The sequence below is a fragment of the Streptomyces sp. NPDC003247 genome (assembly GCF_042888135.1).
GTDB lineage: Bacteria > Actinomycetota > Actinomycetes > Streptomycetales > Streptomycetaceae > Streptomyces.
The window spans coordinates 111,263-134,529 of the sequence record NZ_JBIAPF010000004.1 but is presented as its reverse complement, the minus strand read 5'-3'; the positions used below and the strand labels follow the sequence as shown (position 1 = coordinate 134,529).

At 72.9% G+C, this 23,267-nt stretch carries 16 protein-coding genes and 1 pseudogene; 10 read left to right on the top strand and 7 right to left on the bottom strand.

Annotated elements, in window-relative coordinates:
* Positions 1 to 172: 172 nt before the first annotated feature.
* From ACFYWQ_RS14295 to ACFYWQ_RS14280, 4 genes and pseudogenes are all read left to right on the top strand, one after another.
* Positions 173 to 499 (top strand): annotated as a pseudogene (locus tag ACFYWQ_RS14295) (peptidoglycan-binding protein); the annotation flags it as partial.
* Positions 500 to 553: 54 nt separating this feature from the next.
* On the top strand, positions 554 to 913 hold the full coding sequence (locus tag ACFYWQ_RS14290) for a M23 family metallopeptidase (protein WP_389517385.1): 360 nt from the start codon (positions 554 to 556) through the stop codon (positions 911 to 913).
* Positions 914 to 1,006: 93 nt separating this feature from the next.
* The gene (locus tag ACFYWQ_RS14285) at positions 1,007 to 3,211 is read left to right on the top strand and encodes a trypsin-like peptidase domain-containing protein (protein WP_389516191.1); all 2,205 of its coding nucleotides are present in this window, start codon (positions 1,007 to 1,009) and stop codon (positions 3,209 to 3,211) included.
* 153 nt (positions 3,212 to 3,364) lie between these two features.
* Positions 3,365 to 5,314 carry a S41 family peptidase gene (locus ACFYWQ_RS14280; protein ID WP_389516189.1) on the top strand — a complete coding sequence of 650 codons (1,950 nt, stop codon included), beginning with the start codon at positions 3,365 to 3,367 and terminating at the stop codon, positions 5,312 to 5,314.
* Positions 5,315 to 5,373: 59 nt separating this feature from the next.
* Here ACFYWQ_RS14280 and ACFYWQ_RS14275 read toward each other — a convergent pair whose 3' ends face one another.
* The 5 genes from ACFYWQ_RS14275 to ACFYWQ_RS14255 form a co-directional block, all read right to left on the bottom strand.
* Positions 5,374 to 7,260: a DNA/RNA non-specific endonuclease gene (locus ACFYWQ_RS14275; RefSeq protein WP_389516187.1), complete on the bottom strand. Its 1,887-nt coding sequence runs from the start codon at positions 7,258 to 7,260 to the stop codon at positions 5,374 to 5,376.
* A 121-nt stretch (positions 7,261 to 7,381) separates the two neighbouring features.
* Entirely contained in the window at positions 7,382 to 8,533 is a 1,152-nt protein-coding gene (locus ACFYWQ_RS14270; protein WP_389516185.1) for a M14 family metallopeptidase, read from the bottom strand.
* Between the two features lie 2 nt (positions 8,534 to 8,535).
* Positions 8,536 to 8,856: a hypothetical protein gene (locus ACFYWQ_RS14265; protein ID WP_389516183.1), complete on the bottom strand. Its 321-nt coding sequence runs from the start codon at positions 8,854 to 8,856 to the stop codon at positions 8,536 to 8,538.
* On the bottom strand, positions 8,853 to 10,406 hold the full coding sequence (locus ACFYWQ_RS14260) for a S8 family serine peptidase (protein WP_389516181.1): 1,554 nt from the start codon (positions 10,404 to 10,406) through the stop codon (positions 8,853 to 8,855). Before ACFYWQ_RS14260 ends, ACFYWQ_RS14265 begins: the two co-directional genes overlap by 4 nt.
* 422 nt (positions 10,407 to 10,828) lie before the next feature.
* The gene (locus tag ACFYWQ_RS14255; protein ID WP_389516179.1) at positions 10,829 to 11,962 is read right to left on the bottom strand and encodes a LacI family DNA-binding transcriptional regulator; all 1,134 of its coding nucleotides are present in this window, start codon (positions 11,960 to 11,962) and stop codon (positions 10,829 to 10,831) included.
* Between the two features lie 288 nt (positions 11,963 to 12,250).
* On the opposite strand from ACFYWQ_RS14255, the gene uidA reads away from it, so the two are divergent.
* The 4 genes from uidA (at position 12,251) to larB (ending at position 17,279) form a co-directional block, all read left to right on the top strand.
* Entirely contained in the window at positions 12,251 to 14,035 is a 1,785-nt protein-coding gene (uidA, locus tag ACFYWQ_RS14250) for a beta-glucuronidase (protein WP_389516177.1), read from the top strand.
* 1 nt (position 14,036) lies between these two features.
* Positions 14,037 to 15,455: a glycoside-pentoside-hexuronide (GPH):cation symporter gene (locus ACFYWQ_RS14245; protein ID WP_389516175.1), complete on the top strand. Its 1,419-nt coding sequence runs from the start codon at positions 14,037 to 14,039 to the stop codon at positions 15,453 to 15,455.
* A 284-nt stretch (positions 15,456 to 15,739) separates the two neighbouring features.
* On the top strand, positions 15,740 to 16,600 hold the full coding sequence (gene larE, locus ACFYWQ_RS14240; protein WP_389516173.1) for an ATP-dependent sacrificial sulfur transferase LarE: 861 nt from the start codon (positions 15,740 to 15,742) through the stop codon (positions 16,598 to 16,600).
* The gene (gene larB / locus ACFYWQ_RS14235) at positions 16,593 to 17,279 is read left to right on the top strand and encodes a nickel pincer cofactor biosynthesis protein LarB (RefSeq protein ID WP_389516171.1); all 687 of its coding nucleotides are present in this window, start codon (positions 16,593 to 16,595) and stop codon (positions 17,277 to 17,279) included. Before larE ends, larB begins: the two co-directional genes overlap by 8 nt.
* A gap of 441 nt (positions 17,280 to 17,720) precedes the next feature.
* Here larB and larC read toward each other — a convergent pair whose 3' ends face one another.
* Positions 17,721 to 18,974 (bottom strand): nickel pincer cofactor biosynthesis protein LarC, encoded by a 1,254-nt coding sequence (gene larC, locus ACFYWQ_RS14230; protein WP_389516169.1) that lies wholly within the window; start codon positions 18,972 to 18,974, stop codon positions 17,721 to 17,723.
* A gap of 1 nt (position 18,975) precedes the next feature.
* Positions 18,976 to 20,316: a lactate racemase domain-containing protein gene (locus ACFYWQ_RS14225; protein WP_389516167.1), complete on the bottom strand. Its 1,341-nt coding sequence runs from the start codon at positions 20,314 to 20,316 to the stop codon at positions 18,976 to 18,978.
* Positions 20,317 to 20,417: 101 nt separating this feature from the next.
* Between ACFYWQ_RS14225 and uxaC the strand changes: the two genes are divergently transcribed.
* Both uxaC and ACFYWQ_RS14215 read left to right on the top strand, forming a co-directional pair.
* On the top strand, positions 20,418 to 21,839 hold the full coding sequence (uxaC, locus tag ACFYWQ_RS14220) for a glucuronate isomerase (RefSeq protein ID WP_389516165.1): 1,422 nt from the start codon (positions 20,418 to 20,420) through the stop codon (positions 21,837 to 21,839).
* Entirely contained in the window at positions 21,836 to 23,242 is a 1,407-nt protein-coding gene (locus ACFYWQ_RS14215) for a mannitol dehydrogenase family protein (protein ID WP_389516163.1), read from the top strand. Before uxaC ends, ACFYWQ_RS14215 begins: the two co-directional genes overlap by 4 nt.
* Positions 23,243 to 23,267: the final 25 nt, after the last annotated feature.

Here is a 23,267-nt window from a genome sequence, read left to right as displayed (position 1 = left end):
GAGCCGGGGGTCCGAAGCCGCCGGGTTTGCGCCCGACTTGCATCGGGCGCATGGTGGAAGCAGGGGCGATGGTGAGGTGAGCGACGCACGGGCGGGGCGGGTGCGCGCCACTGGACAGCAGCGCTGCCGCGCCGACCAGCAGGCCCACTCCTTACCGGACCGTGCGTGACCGATGCGCGGACGACCGGACGAGCGATCCGGTGGCGAGCATCGCGGGGGCAGCGATCCACCGTGCCTGAAAGGAGGCAGGGCCATGCCTGCGCTGGCACCGTTCCCAGGAGCGGCATTCTTCCACGAGGGACAACACAGTCCCGTGATCGCCGCGATGGGCAGACGCCTGGTGGCGGAAGAGTGCGGGAAGTACCGCACGGGCCCCGGTCCCGCGTGGACCGACGCCGATCAGCAGTCGTACGCCGCCTGGCAGCGCAAGCTCGGGTTCAAGGGAGCCGAGGCCAACGGCATTCCGGGCAGGACCTCCTGGGACCGACTCCGCGTCCCGACGGCCACGACGCCCACGACGCCCACGACTCCCGGGGGCCGCGTCACGTCTCCCGTGCCGGGACACGGGGTCACGACCCCGCACCGGAGGAAGGGGAGTCACTGGGTCCTCGGCTATCACACCGGCGCGGACTACGCCGCTCCGCAGGGCAGACCCTGTGTGGCGGTGCTCAACGGCTCCATATCCCGCACCGGGCACGACCCGAGCTTCGGCACCTTCCTCGTACTGCGCGCGGGCTCCTTCGACTTCTGGTACTGCCACCTCTCCGAGCGGACCGTGACCGGGGGTTCGGTCCGGGCCGGCCAGAAGATCGGAGCGGTCGGCTCCACCGGAAAGTCCACCGGACCCCATCTCCACTTCGAGAAGCGACCGGCCGGGGGCGGCTTCGGCTCCGACGTGCCCCCCAACTGGTAGCCGGGACCCTCCTGCCGGACGGGCCGGGCGCCCCTGCCCCGGCCCGGTGCACTCCTCCGTGTCGTTCCGCGCCCTCGAAGGACGGTGAAGGCCATGGAAGTCGTGGACAGAACCCGCGATGAGCGGGAACACCAGGTGGCGGCGGCCGCAGTCCGGTACGACGAGGCCGGCGACCAGCGTCGCCAGGTCGAGCGGCAGCAGGACGCCGGGGTCAGCTTCCCCGACTCACCGGAGGCACTGGCGGCGCGGGCGGCCCGCCTCCTCGACCGGCAGGCCGTGCCGACCGCCATGGTGATGGAGGCCGTCCGCGCCGAACCGCTGACGGCGGCCTCCGCCTTCGAGCGGATCCTCGGCGTGTCCAAGGAGCTTCAGGCCTGGAGCTTCCTGCCGCGCGGCGCCCGCGCCGCACGCTGCGTCGCCCGGATCTCGGCACGGGAGAACGGCCGCGAACTGCCGATCGGCACCGGCTTCCTGGTGTCGCCGACCCTGCTGATGACCAACCATCACGTCCTCCCCGACGCGGACGCCGCCCGGCGCTGCTTCGCCGAGTTCGACGCCCAGGTCGACGTCGACAACACACCGCAGCCCCCGACACGGCTGGAGTTCGACCCGAACGGGTTCTTCGTGGCGGACAAGCGCCTCGACTTCGCCCTGGTACCTGTCGCCCCCGGCGCCGACCGGAGGCCGCCGGGCGAGACCTTCGGCTGGCACCGGCTCAGCGCCCAGCTGGGCAAGCTGGTGATCGGCGAGCCGGTCAACATCATCGGCCACCCGAGGGGACGCCTGAAGGAGATCGCCGTACGCGACAACGCCCTGCAAGTGCGCCTGGACGACTTCCTGCACTACCGCACGGACACCGAGCCCGGGAACTCGGGTTCCCCGGTCTTCAACGACCAGTGGGAGGTCATCGCCCTCCACCACAGCGGCGTGCCCCGGACCGACGAACAGGGCCGCATCCTGCGCCGCGACGGCCGGGTCCGGCAGCCCGGCGACGGCGACGACGCCACCGACTGGGTGTCCAACGAGGGGGTGCGCATCAGCTCCATCCTGAAGCACGTCGCGTCGCTGCCGCTCACCGCCGGGCAGCGGGAGCTGCTGGCCGGCATGGGACCGGAGTCGGGGCTGGACGGGCCCACGGCGGCATCGGCCGTCGGGACCACCGATGCCGCCGTCGGTCCGGCCCCCGCCATGCCGGGTGCCGTCGTCGGTCCGGCCCCCGCCATGCCGGGTGCCGTCGTCGGGTCGGCCCCTGCCACTCCGGGTGCCGTCGTAGGGTCGGCGGCCCCCGCCACGCCTGTTGCCGCCGCCGGTCCGGCCGGCCCTTCCGCTTCCCGCGGGCGGGCGTCCGTCGAGGCGGTCGCCCCGCTCGGTAAGGGACTGCGCGCCCGGGACGGCGCGTTCGGCGGCGGGCGGCATCTGGTCTTCCTGCACGGGCGTGCCCAGCAGGGCAAGGACCCCGAGACCCTGCGCCGCGAATGGGCCGCCGGGCTCAACCAGGGGCTCGTCCGGGCCGGGCTGCCGACAGCCGACCCGGCGGACATCTGGTTCCCGTTCTACGGCGACCGGCTCGTGCGGGCCCTCGCACCGCACGAGTCCGTTCCCCCGGCCACCGAGTCCGTTCCCCCGGCCGTCGAGGCGCCGACGGCCGTCGGACCCGAAGCCCCCACCACCCGCGCGGTGTACGAGGAGATCCTCGGCGAGGCCGCCGCCAAGTGGTACGTGCCGCTCGACACGCAGCAGACCGCCGAGATCACCGAAGCACTGGGCCTGGACCCCGTGGTCGGCGCCGTGTGGCGGCGGCTGGGCTGGCTGGCCGCCAGAAGCGATCTCGACGCGTGGGCCATCTCCCTAGTCTTCCGCGACGTGGCCGCCTACCTCGACGACCGGCAGATCCGCGAAGAGGTCCTGAGCTGTGTGCTGGAGACCGTGCCGGACGCGGGCGAGATGGTCCTCGTCAGCCACAGTCTGGGCACGGTCGTCGGCATGGACCTCCTCACCCGGCTGTCTCCCGCCGTGGAGGTCGTCCACCTGACCACGGCGGGCAGCCCGCTCGGCATGGACAGCGTGTACCGCCGGCTGCTGGCCGGCGGGCCGACAAGCCCGGAGAACGTGGCGGACTGGCTCAACGCGTGGTGCCCGACCGACGCGGTGGCCATCGGATGCCCGCTCGCCCCCGACTGGGCGGACGGCCCGACCGACCTCGCCGTGGTCAACGCCCGCGACCGGGCCCACAGCATCGTGGAATACCTCGCCCACGCCGACGTCGCCCGCTCGATCGGCAGCCGCCTCGCCGGCTGAACGACCGTGGGTGTGAGCGTGCCGACGCCCGCGCCCCCGCCCGACCGGGGCAATCACCGGCATCCGATCAGGCGAAAACGTCGTGTACGGCCCTCGTCCGGGCCGCCGACGGCCCGAAGGTGGGACCCCCGGCCCCCACCTTCGAGGAACACCATGACGGACCCGGCTGACGACACGACACCCGCGTTCATCCAGCAGGCGGCGGAACCGGTCCGCGCCCACCTGGCCACCTCGACACCGTTGCGCAGCTTCCTCGACGGCGCGGGCACGCTCACGCTGGAGGAGCGCCGTCTCATCGTCGATCAGGCACTCGTCCTGCTGGACCAGAACTACGTCCACCTGCCGCTCAAGACCGCGATGCACGCCGTGAACCCGGTCCAGCGCCTGCGCGTGCTGCGCCGGCGCCTGGAGCGGCAGACCCAGGCGACCATGCCCGCGGAGTGGCTCTTCCACGCCGAGGTGTCGGAGATCTTCCACTCGGTCAGGGACCTGCACACCAACTACCTGCTCCCCGCCCCCTTCGCAGGCAAGATCGCCTTCCTGCCGTTCCTCGTCGAGCCGTACACGGACGCGCAGGGCACCACCCACTTCATGGTCACCCACGTGGCCCAGGGCTTCGACGCCGACGGCTTCCGGCCCGGCGTCGAGATCACCCACTGGAGCGGCATCCCCGTCTCGGCGGCCGTCGACCTGAACGCGGCCCGGTTCGCCGGCAGCAACACCCCCGCCCGGCGCAGCCGGGGCGTCCAGTCCCTGACCGTGCGGCCGCTGCGCATCCACCTGCCCCCCTTCGAGGAATGGGTGACCGTCAGCTACACCGACGACAGCGGCACGCAGCGTGAGCTGCGCGAGAACTGGCGGATCGTGGAGAACCTGCCCCCCATGGTGGACGCGGACGCGATCAGCACCGCCGCGCTCGCCCAGGGCCTGGACCTCGACGCGGACGAGACCGGCCGCGCGAAGGTGCTGCTGTTCGCCCCCCGGGTCGTCGCCCAGGAACGGGCCGTCCAGGCCGACGAGCAGGCGCCCGGGCTGCGCCCGGGCGAGATCGCCACGTCGATGCCCACGGTGTTCACGGCCCGGACCGTGGAGACGTCCTCCGGGCGGTTCGGCCACATCCGTGTCTTCACGTTCAACGTGACCGACCCGGTCGCCTTCGTCCGGGAGTTCGTCCGCCTCATCGGACAGCTGCCGCAGAACGGGCTCATCGTGGACGTCCGGGACAACGGCGGCGGCCACATCCACGCCGCCGAGTTCGCCCTCCAGGTCCTCACCCCCCGCCGGATCGCCCCCGAGCCGGTGCAGTTCATCAACACCCCGCTCAACCTGCGCATCTGCCGTCAGCACCAGGACGCCTCCTCCGGCATCGACCTGGGCGCCTGGGTCCCCTCCATGGAGCAGGCCGTCGAGATCGGCGCGACGTTCTCCAGCGCCTTCCCGATCACCCCCGAGGACGGTGCCAACGCCATCGGGCAGCAGTACTTCGGGCCGGTGGTCCTCATCACCAACGCCCGCTGCTACTCGGCCACCGACATCTTCGCCGCCGGTTTCCAGGACCACCGGATCGGCCCCGTGCTCGGCACCGACGAGAACACCGGCGCCGGCGGTGCCAACGTCTGGACGCACGAGCTGCTCTCCGCCCTCCTCGCCGAGGACCGGGCGACGCCGTACGTTCCGCTGCCGAAGGGAGCAGGCATGCGCGTGTCCGTCCGCCGCACCCTCCGGGTCGGTGCCCTGTCCGGAACCCCGGTGGAGGACCTGGGCGTCGTTCCCGACGAGCTGCACCGGATGACCCGCAGGGACCTCCTGGAGGACAACGCCGATCTCTTCGACCAGGCGGGCCGGCTGCTTCAGGAGCGCAAGCCGCACGCCGTGTCCGTCACGGACGCCGTGTCCGTCGACGGCTCCTTGAGGATCAAGGTGAAGGCGACGAACATCGACCGCGTGGACGTCTACGTCGACCAGCGACCGGGCGCGTCGGTCGATCTCAGCGACGGCCAGGCCGACGTGACGGTGCCCGGCGCGGCGGCCGCCCGGGCAGCCCGCGTCGACGGCTTCGAGGCCGGCCAGCTGGTGGCCAGCACGACGGAACAGCTCCACTGACCACCCGCCCGGGCCGGTCGCCCTGGGCGGGTGCTCAGGAGTGCTCCCGCGTCCGGCGGTCAGTCCCACCGGATGTCGGCCGGGCTCTCCAACGGGGTCCGGTCGGCGACGGATTCCGGGACGTGCGACGAGTCGCCCTTGTGCAGGACGGCCGGGAAGCCGAGCCGGGTGCGGTTCTGGAGTTCGCCGAGGGTGACCTGGAAGACGCGGAACTCGTCCAGTTCGAGCGACTCGAGCTGGTCGAGGTTCTGGGTGAGGAGGAAACCCCTGGCCTTCAGCTCGCCGTGTTCGGTGAAGACGATGACCTTCCAGAACTCGCGGGGGAGCCGCACCCCGCGGAAGGTCCGGTCGTCGTCCTGGAAGACCGGCCCGCCGAACACGCTGACCTTGAGGTCGTCGACGTCCGTGTCCTCGAAGACGGCGTCCTCCAGCCGGCCCCACACCCCGTCCTTGGCGCTCTGGTTGAAGTCGTCCATCTGGGGGGTGATGTTGGTGTAGAAGAAGGAGTCCTTGTTGGCCTTCCCGGCTTCCGGCAGGCTGCCCCACAGCAGATCGGCGCGGCGGGCGACGTGCCCGCGGTCGAGCCGGTTGTTCTCGTACAGCTCGTTGCCCACCTGCGCCGTGGCGGGCAGCCGCGCGTCCTTGACGAACGGTATGCCGGTGCGGTTGAGCTTCTTCAGGGTGCCACCGTCGATGTTCCAGCCCACCCAGAAGGGGAACCGCCGCCGCTCGCTCAGGGCGAGCGAGAAGTGCGTGTAGGGGATGACCTCGGAACCGTCGAGGCGGACCGCGTCCCGGGCGAGGTCCGGGTCCAGCTCCGGTACGTCGATCGGCTCGCCGAGGAAGCCGGGGTCGTACCCGGCGAGGGTCCGGACGTCCTCCGGGGCCGGCGGTGCCAGGCTGATCCCGAGTTTCTCGAACACCGAGGCCGGCAGGCAGGCCAGGGCGTGCTCGTCCGCCTCGCCCGAGGCCTCACCGCCGAAGTGCAGCCCGGCCATGACCGCGCCCGGGCTGCCGTCCTCCTCGAACAGCCACACCCCACCGGAGTCGCCGCCGCTGCTGATCTCCCCGTCGTCGGGCAGGCGGTCGGGGTCGGGGCCTATCTCGAAGCATCCGATGGTCTTGACGCCGACCTGCCCGCCGTAGTCGAGCTTGGCGACGATGTCGATGCGGCGGACGATGCCGTAGGTGACGCCGGTGGTCCGCGCACTCTTGACGACCTTGTCGTCGAGTTCGGGCTCGCCGAGCTCGGTGGGCGCCACGCCCAGCTCCAGGATCTCCTGGACGAAGGCGCGGTCCTCGATGCCGGCGATCGCGCAGTCGCCCGCCACACCCAGGTGGGACCTCTTCAGCACGCCCAGGCGGTTGCGGCGGACGCGGTTGTCGTCGTGCCGGCCGGGCTGGACGACCTCCACGCCCAGGTCGCCGCGGGGGCCTTGCAGCACATGCCAGTTGCTGAGCACGTAGGGGGTGCCGTCGGCCCGGTCGAACACGATGCAGCCGATCGTGCCCGCCGAGACCGTCACCGCCCCGACGCTCACCCCGGGCGCGATCGGGTCCAGGCGCGTCTTGCGCGCCGGACTCTCCACCTCCGCGACGGTGCGGAACTGCGGCCGGTAGCTGCGCTCGATGACGTCGGTGGGCACCTCGACACCGTCCACCGTGACCGTCTCGGGGATCGGCGCGGTGTCCAGGCCCTCCAGCGCCTCCGGCTCGACCTTGCTGCCCACCGTGAACTGGAGCGCGACCTGCCGGCCGCGCCGGCCCGCGGTGACCTTGTGGCCGATGCCCACGGAGGTGATGTTCGGGTCCTCCAGCAGTTCGGGTCCACGGGTGCGGATGTAGCGCCGCAGCGAGGCGATCAGTTCCTCCTCGGTGAACGCCGTGTTCCGGGCCGGCGCGGTGGTCTTCGCCGGCGTCGTCTTCTTCTTGGAGTCGGTGGCCATGACGGGGTTGTCCTTTCGCCCAGGAGGCGGCGTACGGGGGGGCACGCCGACGGCCCGGGCCGCGTCCGGCGGCGGCTGCGTCGACAGCCGCCGTCGACGGACGGCTCGGTGGCCGGGCCGTTCACATGTCGTGTGCGAGAGCGGTGCCTGCCACGCGCCCGGGAGCGGTCCCGCGGTCCTGCGACCGCTCCACCCGGCCGTCCGTGACGTCGGGAGCGGCGAGCGCGAGGGCCAGCAGCGCCGCCGAGACTTCGCGGATGACCTGTTCGGCCTCGCCGAACACCGGCTGGAACGTTTCTCCGCACTCGATCGTGTAGCCGAACACCTTCGTGGCGGCCGGGTCGACGAGGTGCCGGCAGTACGCGTAGTCGTCGCTCGTCCCCGAGGTCGGGTACAGCCCGTACGCCGCCTCCACGCCGTAGTCGACATCACGTACCGCTCGTGCCGCGTCGTTCATCCGGCCGGCCAGCTCGACCGCGATGCTCAGGTCCCCTTCGGGGATGAACTCGCCGATGCCGTCGTCCGGGCGTCCTCGCACCGCGTCGAGGGCGGGGTTGCGGAAGTTGTCGGTCGGGGTGGTGGACTGGTTCTGGTCGGAGCCCCAGTTGTGCAGGATCACCGGGACCGCGCTGTGGACGTCGACCATCCACCGGATCCGCGGGTGGTGGTCGAGCGCCCAGACCACGTTGCGGGTCTCCGGCTCCGACGCGGCGGCGGGCCCCCGGTAGACCTGCGGATCGCAGGGGCTGTCGGAGGTGTGGACGTCCGCGTCGGGAGCGAACTTCGCCCTGTGATCCCAGAGGAAGTCGAAGTTCCGGTTGAGGTCCACCCCCACGCACGACGGACCCGTGGACCCGGCGGGCGCCGGCCGGCGGTTCTTCCGCCACATCGGGGACGTGCTCTGGCTGAAGGCCCGGCCGTCGGGGTTGACACAGGGGAAGAAGAACAGATCGAGGTTCTCCACCACTTGCGCGACCTGGGCCGCCGTGAACGACGACGACCCGTAGCCGAGTCCGGTGCCCGAGTCGTGTGCCTCCAGCAGGTCCGCGGCCAGCGAGACCAGCGCGTCCGGCGGCACCCATTCCCGGGCGTGCACCCCGCCCAGCAGCAGGATGCCGGGCGCCTCGCCGTTCTGCCGCGCCCCGACCCGCAACAGCTGTGTCGTCCGGCCCTCGTGCGTGGTGTGGGGTGCGGTGACGACCTCCGCCGCACCGGGGTACGCGCTTCCCAGACTGGTGATCGCCGATTCGATCTCGGCCACGTTGAGATACACGGTCACTCCTTCCGGCCGAGACCGTGCGGGACGGCGTCCCGGTCGGCGAAGCGGTCACCGTCGCCGATCTCTTCCTTCCGGGCGCGCCAGTTCTCCGTGACGTCCTCGATCGCGGTGATGTCCACCAGCGGTGCCGACCGGGCCCCTCTGGCCCGGTCGAGCTGGTCCTGGCGGAAGTAGAGGTCCAGTCCGACGCCCGCCCGGCCGCCGCGCGCGACGGCACGGCAGCCGACATCGGGCTGCGTCTCGTGGACGAACTTCCTGAGCGTTTCGGCGTCCTCGGCGACGACATGGCAGCGGAAGACCGCGGGTTCCTCGCTCATGGCCGCATCCCGTCGGCGAGCGCGACGGCCTCGGAGGCGTTCACCCGGCCGAAGCCGTAGTCGTCGTTGTGGCCGGCCGCGTCGTACTGGACCTCCGGCCCTCCGATCTTGTCGGCCGACTCGTGCATCACCTCACGCAGCTGGTCGCGCGTGAGGCGGGGGCTCATGGACAGGGCCAGTGCCGCGCACCCGGCCGCGCAGGGGGCGGCGAAGCTGGTGCCGGTGCTGGTTCCGTAGCCGCCCCCGGACGTGGTGCTGAGGACGTTGACGCCGGGGGCGATCAGTTCGACGTCCGGGCCGCGTGCCGCGTTGTCCTCCCGGTCCTTGTTGGTCGACCGCACCACGGCGATCACATCCGGGTGGGAGACCACTTCGTCCTTGGCGACGTCGACGTTCCTGCCGTTGCTCGCCGCCCAGAAGACCGCCAGCCCCTTGCCCTGCCGGCCGTTCGTGGCGGCGAACTCCAGAGCGAGGTCCATCGCGCTGGTCAGGTCCCAGTCGGCGCCGTTCGGTCCGAGGCTGCAGGCCAGGATGTCCGCCCCGCCGTCGGCGCCCGCCTCGGGCGCCTCGGTCGAGGGGACCGCCGCGTACGCCACGGCGCGGGCCAGCGTCGTCTGCGTACCGACCTGGTCCGGCAGGCAGGCCACCAGCATCAAGTTGCACTCGGGGGCCGCCCCCGTACCGCCCGCCCCGTTGCCGAGTCGGGCGCCGATCATCCCGGCGCAGAACGTGCCGTGATCGCTGTCGGGCATTCCCGAGGTGCCCCGGACGAAGACCGATCCGCCCGCACCGCCGGTGAAGAAACCCGACAGGGGATCCACTCCGGCGGCGAGGTCCGGGTGGTCGGCGTCGAAGCCGTTGTCGATGACGGCGACCCGGATGCCGGTTCCGAAGGTGCGGTCCCAGGCCGGCTCGATGTGGACGTCGGCGTCCGGAGTGCCGCCGTCGGCACCGGTGTTCCGCCACTGCCACTGCTGCGGGTAGCGGGCGCCGGTGGGCCTGAACCGGGCGGGCACGTGCTCGACGAACGACGGTTCGGCGAAGAGGAAGAGGTCGTTGCCGTGGAGCTCGACCGAGGCCGTCAGGGCGTCCTGCGACGCCGGGGCGCGCACCTCGTACAGGTTCGTCGCGAAACCGAGCTTGTCGACGACGGCCAGGCCGGCCGCTTCGAGTTCACGCTCGGCGTCCTCCTGCGAGAGGGCCGGGTCGAGCCGGACGGTCAACGCGTCGGTCGCGATGCCGATCCTGCCGTTGGGCCGCCGGATGACCTTGCCGGTCGCCTCGGCCCCGGGAATCTCCCCGCCGGCGGTGAACGCCTCCAGGGTCTGCCGGCTCGGTCTGACGAACACCCAGCTCGCGCGGGCGAAGGCCTCGGTCGTCTCGTCGTCGACGCCGGCCTCGCGTATGTCACCACGGGCGCTGCCGCCCAGTTCCGACTCCAACGCGGAGGCGGATTCGGCGGAGGTGTCCGGTCCCATCTTGACCGCGACCACGTCATCGATTTCTTCCGCCTCGACGAGACGGCCTCGTTGGTAGTACTGCCGCGACATCGCATTGCCTCTTCCATGCCGGCGCGGAGTCCATGGCCGGTGCCGACACGGCCCAGGACCCGCCGCCTGGGGAAAATTGCCCTCCCTTTTTCAGTTTCCTCGCGTCCTCATCGCGCGGCAACTCCATTGCCGTTCCTGCGCAGGTCATCGGTGACGATACGTCAGCCACGCCCCTCACCGGCCGGCGAGTCCTCCGCGATGGCGGCCGCTCGGTTGTGCTTTCACATGTTGCCCGGTGAAAGACATACCGAGCTGTTCCGGAATTCCCGCGTATGCGCACGGGCTGCGAGCCGGCCGCCGTCCCGCGGCGCGGTCGCCCCGTGCTGAGAAGCGCCGGTGATGACGGGGTCCACTTCTCAAGCCGTGACAATTCTCGGATTCATCGTTCCCCGGCCGCGTTCGGCAGGTGCCGCACACGGACCTCAAGTGTTCCGCCGTGTCGCACGGCGCTGGGCCGTCGAGTCGCGGGTGACCAGTTTGACGGGCAGCGTCCTGGGCTGATCGGGGCGGCAGGCCGGACCGTTCGCCAGGGAGAGCACCGTACGCACCGCGATGTGGCCCTCGGCGCGCAGCGGTGCCGCCACCGTGGTCAGCCCCGGCTGCACCAGATCCGCGACGAAGATGTCGTCGAAGCCGACGACGCTGAGGTCCTCCGGGATGCGCACACCGGATGCCTGGAGCCGTCGCATCAGGCCGATGGCGACCTGGTCGTTGTAGGCGACGACCGCGGTGGCCGCACTGCGGACGACGTCCGCGGCCGCCTGCCCGCCCCCGGCGATCGTCGGCGGAACGGGCCCCACGCGCTGCATCCGCAGCCCTGCGCCCGCCGCCTCCCGCAGACCGCGCCAGCGCATCCCGTCCACCCATGAGGACTCCGGGCCCGCGGCGTACACCACCGTCCGGTGCCCGAGCCCGGCCAGGTGGTCCACCGCCAGCCGCGCGCCGTGCAGATTGTCGGTGACGATGCTCGACACGTCGGTGATGTCCCGGTTGAGGACGACCGTGGGCCGCTGTTTGGCGATCATCCGGATCGCCGAGTCCGACATCCGGGTGCTGGCCAGCACGATGCCCTCGACGCTGGGCAGGGCTCGCTCGATGTTCTTGCGCTCGATCCGGTCGTCCTCCTGGGCGTCGATGAGCAGGATCGTGTAGTCCGCCTCGGCGGCCGCGACTTCGGCGCCGCGGATGATCTCGGCGTGGAAGGGGTTGGTGACGTCGGAGGTCACCAGTGCCAGCATCGAGGTGCGGCCGGTGGGCAGCGCCCGGGCCAGATAGTTGGTGCGGTAGCCCATCTCGGCCGCGACGGCGCGGATCCGGTCCGCCGTCTCGGCGTTGACCCGGCCGGGGCGGGAGAAGGCCCGGGAGACCGTGGAGGCCGCGACGCCCGCGGCCCGGGCGACGTCGTAGATCGTCGGCGGGCGCGTCCAGGTCCGGCCCTCGCCGTCACCCTGCGCGGACTCCTCGCCGTCGCCTTTCGCGGACTCCTTGGCGTCGTCCTTCGCCGACACCTCCGGGTCTGGCGTCGCTGACTCCTCCGGGTCTCCTGTCCTCGACACCTCAGGCTCTCGCGGACCGGACACCTCAGGTTCTCGCGGACCGGACACCTCAGGTTCCTGCGGACCCGACACCTCAGGTTCCTGCGGACCCGATATCTCGGGCTCTCGCGTACCTGGCACCTCCGGGTCCCGTGCCGTGCGTGCCATGCCCCTCCGCCTCCGCTGGGTCGATGCTCCGCCTGGCGACAACAGGTGGCAACCGCTTGCCAGGGAGATTTCGCACCAGCTTAATGTCCCGGTATCCACCTCGAAACGTCGGCATCGTCGCCGCGTACCCAAGGAGCCCGCATGCTTCGTCCCCGGGACACCTCCACGCGAGAACGCAGGTCTCTCAACGGTCTGTGGGCCTTCCGCCTCGATCCGGAAGGCGTCGGGCGCGGCGCGGGCTGGTGGCGTTCCGGGCTGTCCGAGGCCCGTGAGATGCCGGTGCCCGCCAGCTACAACGACATCGTGCCGGACCTCACCGTGCGCGACCACGTCGGTGACGCCTGGTACCAGACGACGGTGCGCATCCCGGCCGGCTGGTCGGGGCAGCGGATCGTCCTGCGGTTCGACGCCGCCACCCACCGCGCCGCCGTGTGGGTGAACGACTCCCCGGTCGCCGAGCACGAGGGCGGCTACACGCCGTTCGAGGCGGACATCACCGAGCATGTGGTGGCCGGCGCCCAGGCGCGGGTGACCGTGGTCGTCAACAACGAGCTCACCTGGGCGTCCGTACCGCCCGGTCGGGTGGAGCAGACGCCGCGGGGACGCCGCCAGCACTACTTCCACGACTTCTTCAACTACTCCGGCCTGCACCGTTCCGTCTGGCTCTACACCACACCCCTGGCGCGGATCAGCGACATCGTGGTCGAGACCGGGCTGGAGGGCACCACGGGCACGGTGCGCTACACCGTGGAGTACCGGGCCGACGAGCCCGCCCGGGCGCGGGTCGTGCTCCGCGACGCGGACGGCGCCGAAGTCGCCTCCGCGGAGGGCGCCGAGGGCCTGCTGCGGGTGCCCGACGTCCACCCCTGGGCGCCGGGCGACGGGTACCTCTACGAGTGCGAGGCCCAGCTGCTCGACGACGACGGGCGGGTGGCCGACAGCTACCTCCTGCCGGTCGGCGTACGGACGGTCGAGGTGCGCGGCACCGAGTTCCTGATCAACGGTGAGCCGTTCTACTTCAAGGGCTTCGGCAAGCACGAGGACGCGCCGGTGCGCGGCAAGGGCCACGACGACGCGCTCATGGTCCACGACTTCGAGCTGATGGAGTGGATCGGCGCCAACTCCTTCCGCACCGCCCACTACCCCTACGCCGAGGAGGTCCTGGACTACGCCGACCGGCACGGCGTCGTGGTCATCGACGAGACGGCGGCCGTCGGCATGAACCTCAAGCTGGCGGCCATGGCGGGGGCGGGTCCGGCGGGAACCACCTACACGGAGGAGACCATCGGGCAGGACACCCGGCGCACCCACCTCCAGGCCGTCCGGGAACTGATCACACGGGACCGCAACCACCCGAGCGTGGTGCTGTGGAGCATCGCCAACGAGCCGGAGTCGGCCGTACCCGCCGCCCGGGACTACTTCGCCCCCCTGTTCGCGGAGGCGCGCAAGCTGGACCCGACCCGTCCGGTGGGCTTCGCCAACGTCATGCACGACACCGCGAGCCAGTGCCTCCTCTCGGAGCTGGCCGACGTCGTCATGATCAACCGGTACTACGGCTGGTACGTCCACACCGGCGACCTGGAGGCCGCCGAGGCGGCCCTGGAGGCCGAGCTGAGGGACTGGGACCGTCTGCACGGCAAGCCGGTCATCGTCACCGAGTACGGCGTCGACACGCTGTCCGGCCTGCACAGCGTGGTCGACCTGCCGTGGTCCGAGGAGTACCAGGAGCGGTTCCTCGACATGTACCACCGGGTGTTCGACCGGGTCGACGCCGTGGTCGGCGAACACATCTGGAACTTCGCCGACTTCGCCACCCGCCCCGCCGTCAGCCGGGTCGACGGCAACAAGAAGGGCCTGTTCACCCGCGACCGGCGCCCGAAGAGCGCCGCGTTCTCCGTCCGCCGCCGCTGGAGGAACGATGTCTGAGATGGCAGCCCGCACGAAAGCGCCGGCCGGCGCGAAGGCCACGGCGCCGGCGGCCCGGCTCAGCCGGCTCCAGGTCCTCGGGTACGGCGCGGGCGACGCCGGCAACAACGTCGCCTTCCAGTTCTCCGCGATGTTCCTGCTGCTCTACTACACCGACGTGGTCGGGCTGAGCCCGGCGGCGGTGGGCACGATGTTCCTGGTGATCCGGGCCTGGGACGCGGTCGCGGACCTGATCGCCGGACGCCTGGTGGACCGGGTGCGCACCCGCTGGGGCAAGTTCCGCCCGTTCATCCTGTTCGGCTGCGTCCCCCTGCTGCTGCTCAACGTCGCGCTGTTCCACGTCCCCGACGTCTCCTCCGGTCTGCAACTGCTGTACGCCTACGTCACCTACGGGCTGATCGGCCTGGCCTACAGCCTGGTCAACATCCCCTACGGGGCGCTGGCCACGGCGATGACCCAGCTTCCCGACCAGCGGACCCGGCTGTCGGCGGCCCGCGGCGTGGGTGCCGTGGTCATCATCATCGCCCTGGGGGCTCTGGTCGCCCCGCAACTGGAGGGCGGCGACCTCCAGGGCACGTTCACCACGCTGACCTGGACCTTCGTGCCCATCGGCGTGATGTTCTACCTGATGACCTTCTTCACGGCCCGCGAGAGCGCCCGGGCCGCGCCGGAGCGCGTGACCCTGCGGCAGACCCTCACCATGCTCCGGGGCAACCGGCCGCTGCTCCTGCTGTCGGCCGCCACGCTGGTCTTCCTCACGGGGTACGCGGCCCAGCTGGGCATCGGGGCCTACTACGCGCGTGACGTGCTCGGCGACTCCGGCCTCTACGTGGTGCTGAACCTGAGCAGCGCGTCCACGCTGTTCGTGATCGTGCCGCTGGCGCCGAGGCTGGTCCGCCGGTTCGGCAAGAAGACCCTGTTCGGGTGGGGCGCCGTGCTGGGCGTCGGCGGCGGGCTCGGGGTGCTGCTGGTGCCGGCGGATCCGGTGGTCGTCCCCGTGCTCGCCTGGCTCGTCATGAGCCTGGGCCTGAACACGATGAACACGCTCACGATGACGTTCGAGGCGGACACCGTCGAGTACGGACAGTGGCGCACCGGCGTCCGCACGGAGGGCGCGGCCTACTCCGTCTTCTCCTTCACCCGCAAGATCGGCCAGGCGCTGGGAGGTGCGGCGTTGGGATACGTCCTCGCCTTCGGCGGATACGTCGGGTCGGCCACGGTGCAGAGCGACGAGGCCTTGACCTCGATCCGCATGGCGGCCGGCCTGCTGCCCGCGCTCTGCGCGCTGCTGGCCGCGGTGGCGATGCGGTTCTACCCGCTGACCGACGCCCGTTTCCACGACATCGTCGCGGAACTGGCCGAGCGCAAGGCCGGCGAGGAACGGCGCGCGCGGCGCACGGACGAGCCCGGACCGGCCTGACGCCGCCGACGGCGACGGCGCGAAAGCGGTGGCGCCCCGGCGGGGCGCCACCGTGCGCCGTGCGGGGCGCCACCGCCGGGGCGCCACCGCCGGGGCGGTCCCGCCCGCGGACAACGCCCCGGCACGGGGAATCCCGTTCACCCCTCACGGAAGCACGGGGAATCCCGCACATCCTCCACCGATGCACGGGGAGTCACCGCACGTGCCCTAACGGACGCACGGGGAGTCCCGCACGTCCCCCCCCACGGATATCGAACCCCCCCACGGACAGGAAAGAAGCACGCATGACAGTCGAGGAAACCGGACTCCTGACGGGAGCCGACGCCCGGGCAGCCGACCGGGTCGGCGCGCTGCTGCCCGCCGCGGGCAGACTGGGGGTGGCCTTCTCCGGAGGAGTGGACTCCTCGGTGCTGCTGGCGCTCGCGGTACGCAGGCTGGGCGCCGACCGGGTGGTCGCCGTGCTGGGCGTCTCACCCAGCCTGCCCGCCGACGAGCGCTCCGCCGCCCACCGGGTCGCCGCCCACATCGGCGCCGACGTGGTGGAGGTCGCCACCCACGAGGGAGAACTGCCGGCCTACCGGGCCAACGGCCCCGACCGCTGCTTCCACTGCAAGAACGAACTGTTCACCCGTATCTCCGACGAGGTCGCCGAGGCCCATGCGCTGACCGCCGTCGCCTACGGCGAGAACGCCGACGACGTCCGCCGACCCGACCGGCCGGGCAGCCGCGCCGCCGTCCTGCACCACGTGCTGCGGCCGCTCGCCGACGCGGGACTGGACAAGGCCGCCGTCCGGCGGATCGCCCGTGCCCTGCGGCTGCCGTGCGCCGACAAGCCCGCCGCGCCCTGCCTGGCCTCCCGCATCCCGCACCACCAGGAGGTGTCGCCGCGGAAGCTGGCCCAGATCGAGCGGGCCGAGCGCGCGCTGCGCCGACTCGGCTTCAGCGACTGCCGCGTACGTCATCACGGCGAGACCGCCAGGATCGAGCTGCCGGTCGACGAGATCGCCCGGGCCGCAGCCGGTCCGCTGCGCGAGGAACTGCTCGCCGCGGTGCGCGGTGCGGGCTTCGGAACGGTGGCGGTGGACCTGGCGGGCATCCGGTCCGGCGCCTTCACCCTGCCGCTGGTGGAGGTGTCCCATGGCTGACGACTGGACGCCGCCGGCGGAGCTGGAGGCCTTCGCCCGGCTGGACCACGACCGGGCGCTGCGGCGCGGCTACCCGGAAGCGGTGTACTGCGAGGGCAAGACGCCCCACCAGGTGGGGGCCATCGCGGCGGCGGTGCGGGCCCGCGGCGCGGCCACTCTGTTCACCCGCGCGGAGGCGGACCACGCCGCCGCCGTCCTGGCCGAGCTGCCGGACGCCCACCACGAACCGGAAGCGCGGCTGCTCGCCTGGCCTCCCCGGCCGCCGGCGCCGTCCGGCGGACGCGTCGTGGTGCTGGCGGCCGGTACCTCCGATCTGCCGGTGGCCCGTGAGGCGGAGCTGACCGCCCGCCACCTGGGCAGGCCGTGCGAGCTCGTGGTCGACGTGGGAGTGGCCGGCCTGCACCGCGTCCTGGCCCACCTCGACCTGCTCCGTGACGCCCGGGTCGTGGTCGTGGCCGCCGGGATGGACGGCGCGCTGCCCAGCGTGGTGGCGGGCCTGGTCGCGGCCCCGGTGGTGGCGGTGCCCACCTCCGTCGGGTACGGCGCGGCACTGGGCGGACTGGCGCCGCTGCTGTCGATGCTCAACTCCTGCTCTCCGGGAGTGGCCGTGGTCAACATCGACAACGGCTACGGGGCGGGCCACCTGGCGGCACAGATCGCGGCGCCCTCACCCGTGTGAAGCACGGGAGCCGTCGGGCGACGGGCCGCCCCGGGAATCCGCGCCCGGAGGGTGGCGGGTGGCTGGGGGAGTCCGGGTGCTGGGGGTGGCGGGTGGCTGGGGGAGTCCGGGGCGAGGGGGTGGCGGGCCGCCGTGGGCACCCACAGCCGGGGGCGTTCACGGTGGTCGGGGCTGGGGGTGTTGACGGGAGCGGCGCACCCGTTGGGCTGCCTCGACCGTCCGTGGTGGTTGTCGACGCGGCCGCCACCGACGCGGTTGCGGCCCGCGCACCGGACCTCACCGTCGCCCGCCGCTGCTCCGGCCACCGTCCGTACGGGAGGTCGGAGCAGCGGACGGACGGCCCCATGCCGCTCCGTCCGCACCGCCCGCCTCGGCGCCGTCCGTCCGCACCGCCCGCCTTGACGCTGCCCGCACGCGAGCGCCGCCGAGGCGGGCGGCGGTTCATTCGGCGATGCTGCCAGGGGTTTCGCGGCGCCCGATGTCTTGCGGCAGCGGCGCGCCCGGGGCCAGGCCGCGGGCGGCGGCGGCCGCGACGGCGGCGTCGAGCACCACCCGCACCGGCAGCTCCCGGTCGGCGGCGAGGCGGGCCGCGTCCTCGAACTCGGGCGTGGCCTGCACGATCGTCCCGCCGCGATGACCGACCTTGACGGGCAGCCGGCCGCCCAGCACGTCCACGTCGACCCAGCCACGGTCCAGGGCCGTCTTGCGCACCCGGTGTTCGCGCACGCCGAGGGTGCTCGTCTGGTGGAACACCGTCTCGCGCAGGACGTCCGCCCGCGCGGGCGGCGCGAGCACGCACAGCGTGTGCGCCGGCCGCCCCTTCTTCATGAGCACCGGCACAAGCCACGCGTCCGAGGCGCCCGCCGCCAGCAGTGCCGACAGCGCCCCCGGCCACAGACGGGGGTCGAGGTCGTCCACGTTGGCCTCCAGGAGAACGGCGTCCGCGGGGCCGCCGGTGTCGCCGTCCGCCGCGGCGGGGGTGCCGAGGAGCACGCGCACCACGTTCGGCCGCTGCGGGGTGTCCCGGCTGCCCGCGCCCACGCCGGTGGCCTCCAGACGTATCGACGGCACGTCCGAGCACTCCTCGGCCAGCGCGGTGACCAGGGCCGCTCCGGTGGGCGTGGCCAGCTCGCCCCGGCCTCCGGCGTGGATCCGCCAGCCGGTGGCGAGTTCCACCACGGCGGGCACCGGCACGGGAAGCTCGCCGTGGGCGGTCCGCACCGTACCGGCGCCCACCGCGAGGGGGCTCGCCGTGACGCGTTCCACGCCGAGCCGGTGCAGCGCGGCGCAGACGCCGACCACGTCGGCGATGGAGTCCCAGGCGCCGACCTCGTGGAAGTGGACGTCGTCCGGTGCGATCCCGTGCACGCGGGCCTCGGCCTCGGCCAGCCGGGTGAACACGGCCGAGGCACGCTCCCGCGCCCGCTCCGGGAGAGCCGGTGACGCCCGGTCGAGCAGCGCGCGGACGGTGGCCCAGGTGCGGTGCGGCTGGTCCGCGGCGAGCGGGGAGACCACCACCCGCGTGGCGCGCATCCCGGCGCGCGTCACCTGCTCGCGCGTCAGCCGGACGGTGCCCGGGACCACCGCGTCCACCGCGGTCCGTACCGCGTCCAGTGAGGCGCCGGCGTCGACCAGGGCGCCCAGCAGCATGTCGCCCGCGACGCCCGCGGAGACGTCGAGCCATGCCGTCCGCATCTCAGCGGCCCCGGCCCGGCCCGGGCCGCCCGCCGCCTTGAGCGGGCGGACGCAGCCGGTACAGCACCTCTCCGGCCTCGGGCACCACCAGCGTGTCCGGATCGGCGGCGAACGCCTCGACGTCCACCTCGGCCGGGTCCAGGTGGCCGAGGTTCGCCGCGCGGACGACGTCCTCGGGGATGCCGGTGGCCAGGGTGACGGTCACCCGGCAGCGCTCCCCGTGCTCCTCGTCGTACGTCCCCGCCCCCCGCAGGTGGGTGGAGTGGGCGAGCACGCCCCAGTGCAGGTCCTTGAAGCGGTCCCACTGCCGGGTGAAGTAGTCACGGCAGTGGTAACCCACCTGTTCGATCTCCGGGTGCATCTCGGAGATCCGGCGGATGTGCGGGGCGTACAGGATCACCTCGCCGCCGTCGGCGACCACCGGTTCCAGCTTGTAGAAGCCCTTGGCCGCGGTCCAGATGTCGTCGTACTTGGCCGGGATCAGGGACAGCACCCGCCGCACGGGCGCGTCGAGGTGGCGCACATGGGTCTCGGCGGAGACCTCGGCCGCCGCGGCCCACGCGCTCTCGGGGATCCCGAACGCGGCGGCGTGCAGTGCGCCCGAACCGGACGCGGCGACGACGCACAGGGCCAGCCGCCGGCTCGGGACCATCGCCGCGGCCTCGTCGATCAGCGCCCGCACGGGCGTGACGCCCAGGGTGCCGATGATCTCGGAACTGGTGATGAGCGCCCCCAGCCAGTGCGACACGTCGATGATCTCGGCGCCGGCCACTCCGGGGAAGAAGTACTTGTTTCCGCCGGAGAAGCCCACCACCTCGTGCGGGAACACCGGCCCGACGACCAGGGCGACGTCGTGCTCGACCACCGCCCGGTTCAGCCGCACGTCGACCCGCCGCCGCAGCAGACCGCCGGACAGCTCCGCGACCCGGGAGGCGGGGACCGTGCCCACCGACACGAAGGTGTCGGGCTCCCACCAGCGGTGGTTGATCACGGTCATGCCCGGATAGACGCGGTCCAGGCCGCCCTCCGGGTAACCGAGGTGGGCCGCCAGTTCCCGTTCCCCCATGGGGGCGTGCGTGCCGAGGGCGATGAGCACGGTCAGCCGGCTCACCCGCCCCTCGAGGGCGGCGTGGACGCTGGAGAGCAGCAGGGGCAGCGGGCAGCTGCGGGTGGCGTCGGGCACCACCAGGCAGACGCTGCGGCCGTCCAGGTCCTCTCCGGCGAGCCGCTCGCGGACAAACCGCGCCAGCCGTTCCTCGGCCAGGACCTCGCCCGGGCCCCCGATCAGGGCCGCGGACCGGGCGCCGGATGTGTCGGAGTTCTGCGTGAGGCGGGTCGTCATGGCGGCAAGACGACCACGGCCGGCGGGCGGGCCGCAAACACGCGGGACAACTCATGGCAACCGATTGCTGCGTGCTGTCGGGCCGACTCACACTTCACCGCATGCCAGCTCCCACCGCCTCTTCCCCGCTGTCTCCCGACCGCCTGCTGCCGGCCGATCCGGGAGTCCGCGCACTCGCCCGCCGGCTCTACGAGAGCGTGCGTGAGCTGCCGATCCTCTCCCCGCACGGTCACGTCGACGCGCGCCTGCTCGCCGACGACACACCGTTCAGCGACCCGGCGAGCCTGCTGATCACCCCGGACCACTACGTGACACGGCTGCTGCACGCCGCCGGTGTGCCCCTGACGGAGCTGGGCGTGGGCCGCGGGCCGCTGGCGGAGCCGGAGGCGCGGGCCGTGTGGCGCGGGCTGTGCGAGCACTGGGCCGTCTTCCGCGGCACCCCGGTCCGGTACTGGCTCGAGTCGGAGCTGGCCGAGATCTTCGGTGTCACCGAGCGTCCGGGCCCGGACAGCGCGGACCGGATCTACGACCGGATCGCCGACCGGCTGGCCGACGACGCCTTCCGGCCCCGGGCCCTGTTCGAGCGCTTCGGCATCGAGGTGCTGGCCACCACCGACGACCCCTGCGACGACCTCGCGGCGCACCGTGCGCTCGCCGCCGATCCCGGCTGGCACGGCCGGGTCGTGCCGACCTTCCGCCCCGACCGCTACCTGGAGCCGGCCCGCGCGGACTGGGCCGGGGCGGTGGCGCGTCTGGGCCGGGCCGCCGACATCGACACCGGTGAGTACGACGGCTACCTGCGGGCGATCGAGGAGCGGCGCCGCCACTTCGTCGAGCACGGCGCCACCTCGGCCGACCACAGCCACCTGGACGTGCGGGCCGAACCACTGCCGCCCGCGGAGGCCGCCCGCATCTTCCGTGCGGCGCTGGCCGGCGAGGCGGACGAGGCGCAGACCACGGCGTTCCGCCGGCACATGCTGCTGGAGATGGCGCGGATGTCCTGCGAGGACGGCCTGGTGATGACCTTGCACCCGCACGTGTGGCGCAACCACCACAGCCCCACGTCCGACCGCCACGGCCCGGACACCGGGCACGACATCCCGGTGCGGGCCGAGTTCACCAGGGCGCTGCGCCCGCTGCTGGAACGGTACGGCACCCATCCCGGTTTCCAGCTCGTGCTCTTCACCCTCGACGAGAGCGTCCTCTCCCGGGAGATCGCCCCGCTGGCGGGTTTCTACCCGTCCGTCTACGCGGGTGCCCCGTGGTGGTTCCTCGACGCGCCGGACGCGATCCGCCGCTTCCGGCGCGCGGTCACCGAGACCGCCGGCTTCACCCGCACCTCCGGATTCGTCGACGACACACGCGCCTTCTGCTCCATCCCCGCCCGCCACGACATGTCCCGCCGGCTGGACTGCGGAATCCTCGCCGAACTCGTCGCCGAACACCGGCTGGCGGAGGACGAGGCGTTCGAGACCGCCGCCGACCTGGTGACCGTGAACCCGCGAAAGGCGTTCAAGCTGTGATCCCGGCATCCGACGCCCCCGCGCGACCCCTGACGCGCGCCCACGGCCCCGGCACCCGCCCGGCCGCCCCCGTACGCATCCTCCACCTGGGGCTGGGTGGCTTCTTCCGGGCGCACCAGGCCTGGTACACCGACCGGGCGTCGGACGCCGCCCGGTGGGGCATCGCGGCGTTCTCCGGCCGCCGCCCGGAACTCGCCCGTGCGCTGGCCGCCCAGGACGGCCTCTACACCCTGGTGACCCGCGACACCGGCGAGGACCGCTGCGAGGTGGTCGGCTCGCTCACGGCCGCGCATCCGGGAAGCGACCACACCGCCTGGCTGGAGTACTGGGAGCGGCCCGCGCTCGCGGTGGTCACCCTGACCGTCACCGAGGCCGGGTACGCCCTAGCGGGCGGCGGCGACCCGGGACTCGACACCGGCCGGCCGGACGTCGCCGCCGACCTCGCGGCGCTGCGCGGCGACGTGCGGGCCCCCGTCGTCACCGCGGCCGCCCGGTTGCTGGCCGGCCTGGCCGCGCGCCGAGCGGCCGGCCACGGGCCCGTCGCCGTCGTGTCCTGCGACAACCTGCCGGGCAACGGCGCCGTGGTCCGCCGTGTGGTGCGGGAGACGGCCGAGGCCACCGGGCGGGCCGAACTCGTCGCCGCCGCGGAGCACGCGGCGTACGTGACCACGATGGTCGACCGGATCACTCCCGGCAGCACCGACGAGGACGTCACCGCGGTGCGCGCCGCCACCGGCCGCGCGGATGCCGCGCCGGTGGTCACCGAGCCCTTCTCCGAGTGGGTGCTCGGCGGGGACTTCCCGGCCGGCCGCCCCGCCTGGGAGGACGCGGGCGCGCGGGTCGTGGCCGATGTGAGCCGCTACGAGGAGCGCAAGCTGTGGCTGCTCAACGGCGGCCATTCGCTGCTGGCCTACGCCGGATCCGCGCTCGGGCACACCACGGTGGCCGACGCGGTCGCCGACCCGCGGTGCCGGGACCGGCTCACGCGGTGGTGGGCGGAGGCCTCCCCCCACCTGCGGCTGCCCGCCCGCGATCTCGCCGCCTACCAGGAGGCGCTGCTGGCGCGCTTCGCCAACCCCCGGATACGGCACACCCTGGCGCAGATCGCCGCCGACGGCTCGCAGAAGCTCCCCGTACGCATCCTGCCGACCCTGCGCGCCGAACGTGCCCACGGCCGGATGCCGCGGGCCGCGACCGAGGTGATCGCGGCATGGCTGCTGCACCTGCGGGGCGCGGGCGCCCCGGTGAAGGACGCCTCCGCGGACACCGCGCTGGCCGCCGCCCGGGGCCCGCTCCCCGAGGCCGCCCGCCGCGTCCTGGACTTCCTCGACCCCGCCCTCGCCCATGACCGGGAACTGGTGGCCGCCGTCGCCGCGCACGCCGCAGGACGGTACGCGCCATGAACGAACGAATCCGAGACGGACGTTC

Excerpts from the sequence above, each read along its gene's own strand:
- ACFYWQ_RS14285 (WP_389516191.1), top strand. The coding sequence starts at position 1,007 with ATGGAAGTCGTGGACAGAACCCGCGATGAGCGGGAACACCAGGTGGCG.
- ACFYWQ_RS14280 (WP_389516189.1), top strand. The coding sequence starts at position 3,365 with ATGACGGACCCGGCTGACGACACGACACCCGCGTTCATCCAGCAGGCG.
- ACFYWQ_RS14275 (WP_389516187.1), bottom strand. The coding sequence starts at position 7,260 with ATGGCCACCGACTCCAAGAAGAAGACGACGCCGGCGAAGACCACCGCG.
- ACFYWQ_RS14265 (WP_389516183.1), bottom strand. The coding sequence starts at position 8,856 with ATGAGCGAGGAACCCGCGGTCTTCCGCTGCCATGTCGTCGCCGAGGAC.
- ACFYWQ_RS14260 (WP_389516181.1), bottom strand. The coding sequence starts at position 10,406 with ATGTCGCGGCAGTACTACCAACGAGGCCGTCTCGTCGAGGCGGAAGAA.
- uidA (WP_389516177.1), top strand. The coding sequence starts at position 12,251 with ATGCTTCGTCCCCGGGACACCTCCACGCGAGAACGCAGGTCTCTCAAC.
- ACFYWQ_RS14245 (WP_389516175.1), top strand. The coding sequence starts at position 14,037 with ATGGCAGCCCGCACGAAAGCGCCGGCCGGCGCGAAGGCCACGGCGCCG.
- larE (WP_389516173.1), top strand. The coding sequence starts at position 15,740 with ATGACAGTCGAGGAAACCGGACTCCTGACGGGAGCCGACGCCCGGGCA.
- larB (WP_389516171.1), top strand. The coding sequence starts at position 16,593 with ATGGCTGACGACTGGACGCCGCCGGCGGAGCTGGAGGCCTTCGCCCGG.
- larC (WP_389516169.1), bottom strand. The coding sequence starts at position 18,974 with ATGCGGACGGCATGGCTCGACGTCTCCGCGGGCGTCGCGGGCGACATG.
- ACFYWQ_RS14225 (WP_389516167.1), bottom strand. The coding sequence starts at position 20,316 with ATGACGACCCGCCTCACGCAGAACTCCGACACATCCGGCGCCCGGTCC.
- uxaC (WP_389516165.1), top strand. The coding sequence starts at position 20,418 with ATGCCAGCTCCCACCGCCTCTTCCCCGCTGTCTCCCGACCGCCTGCTG.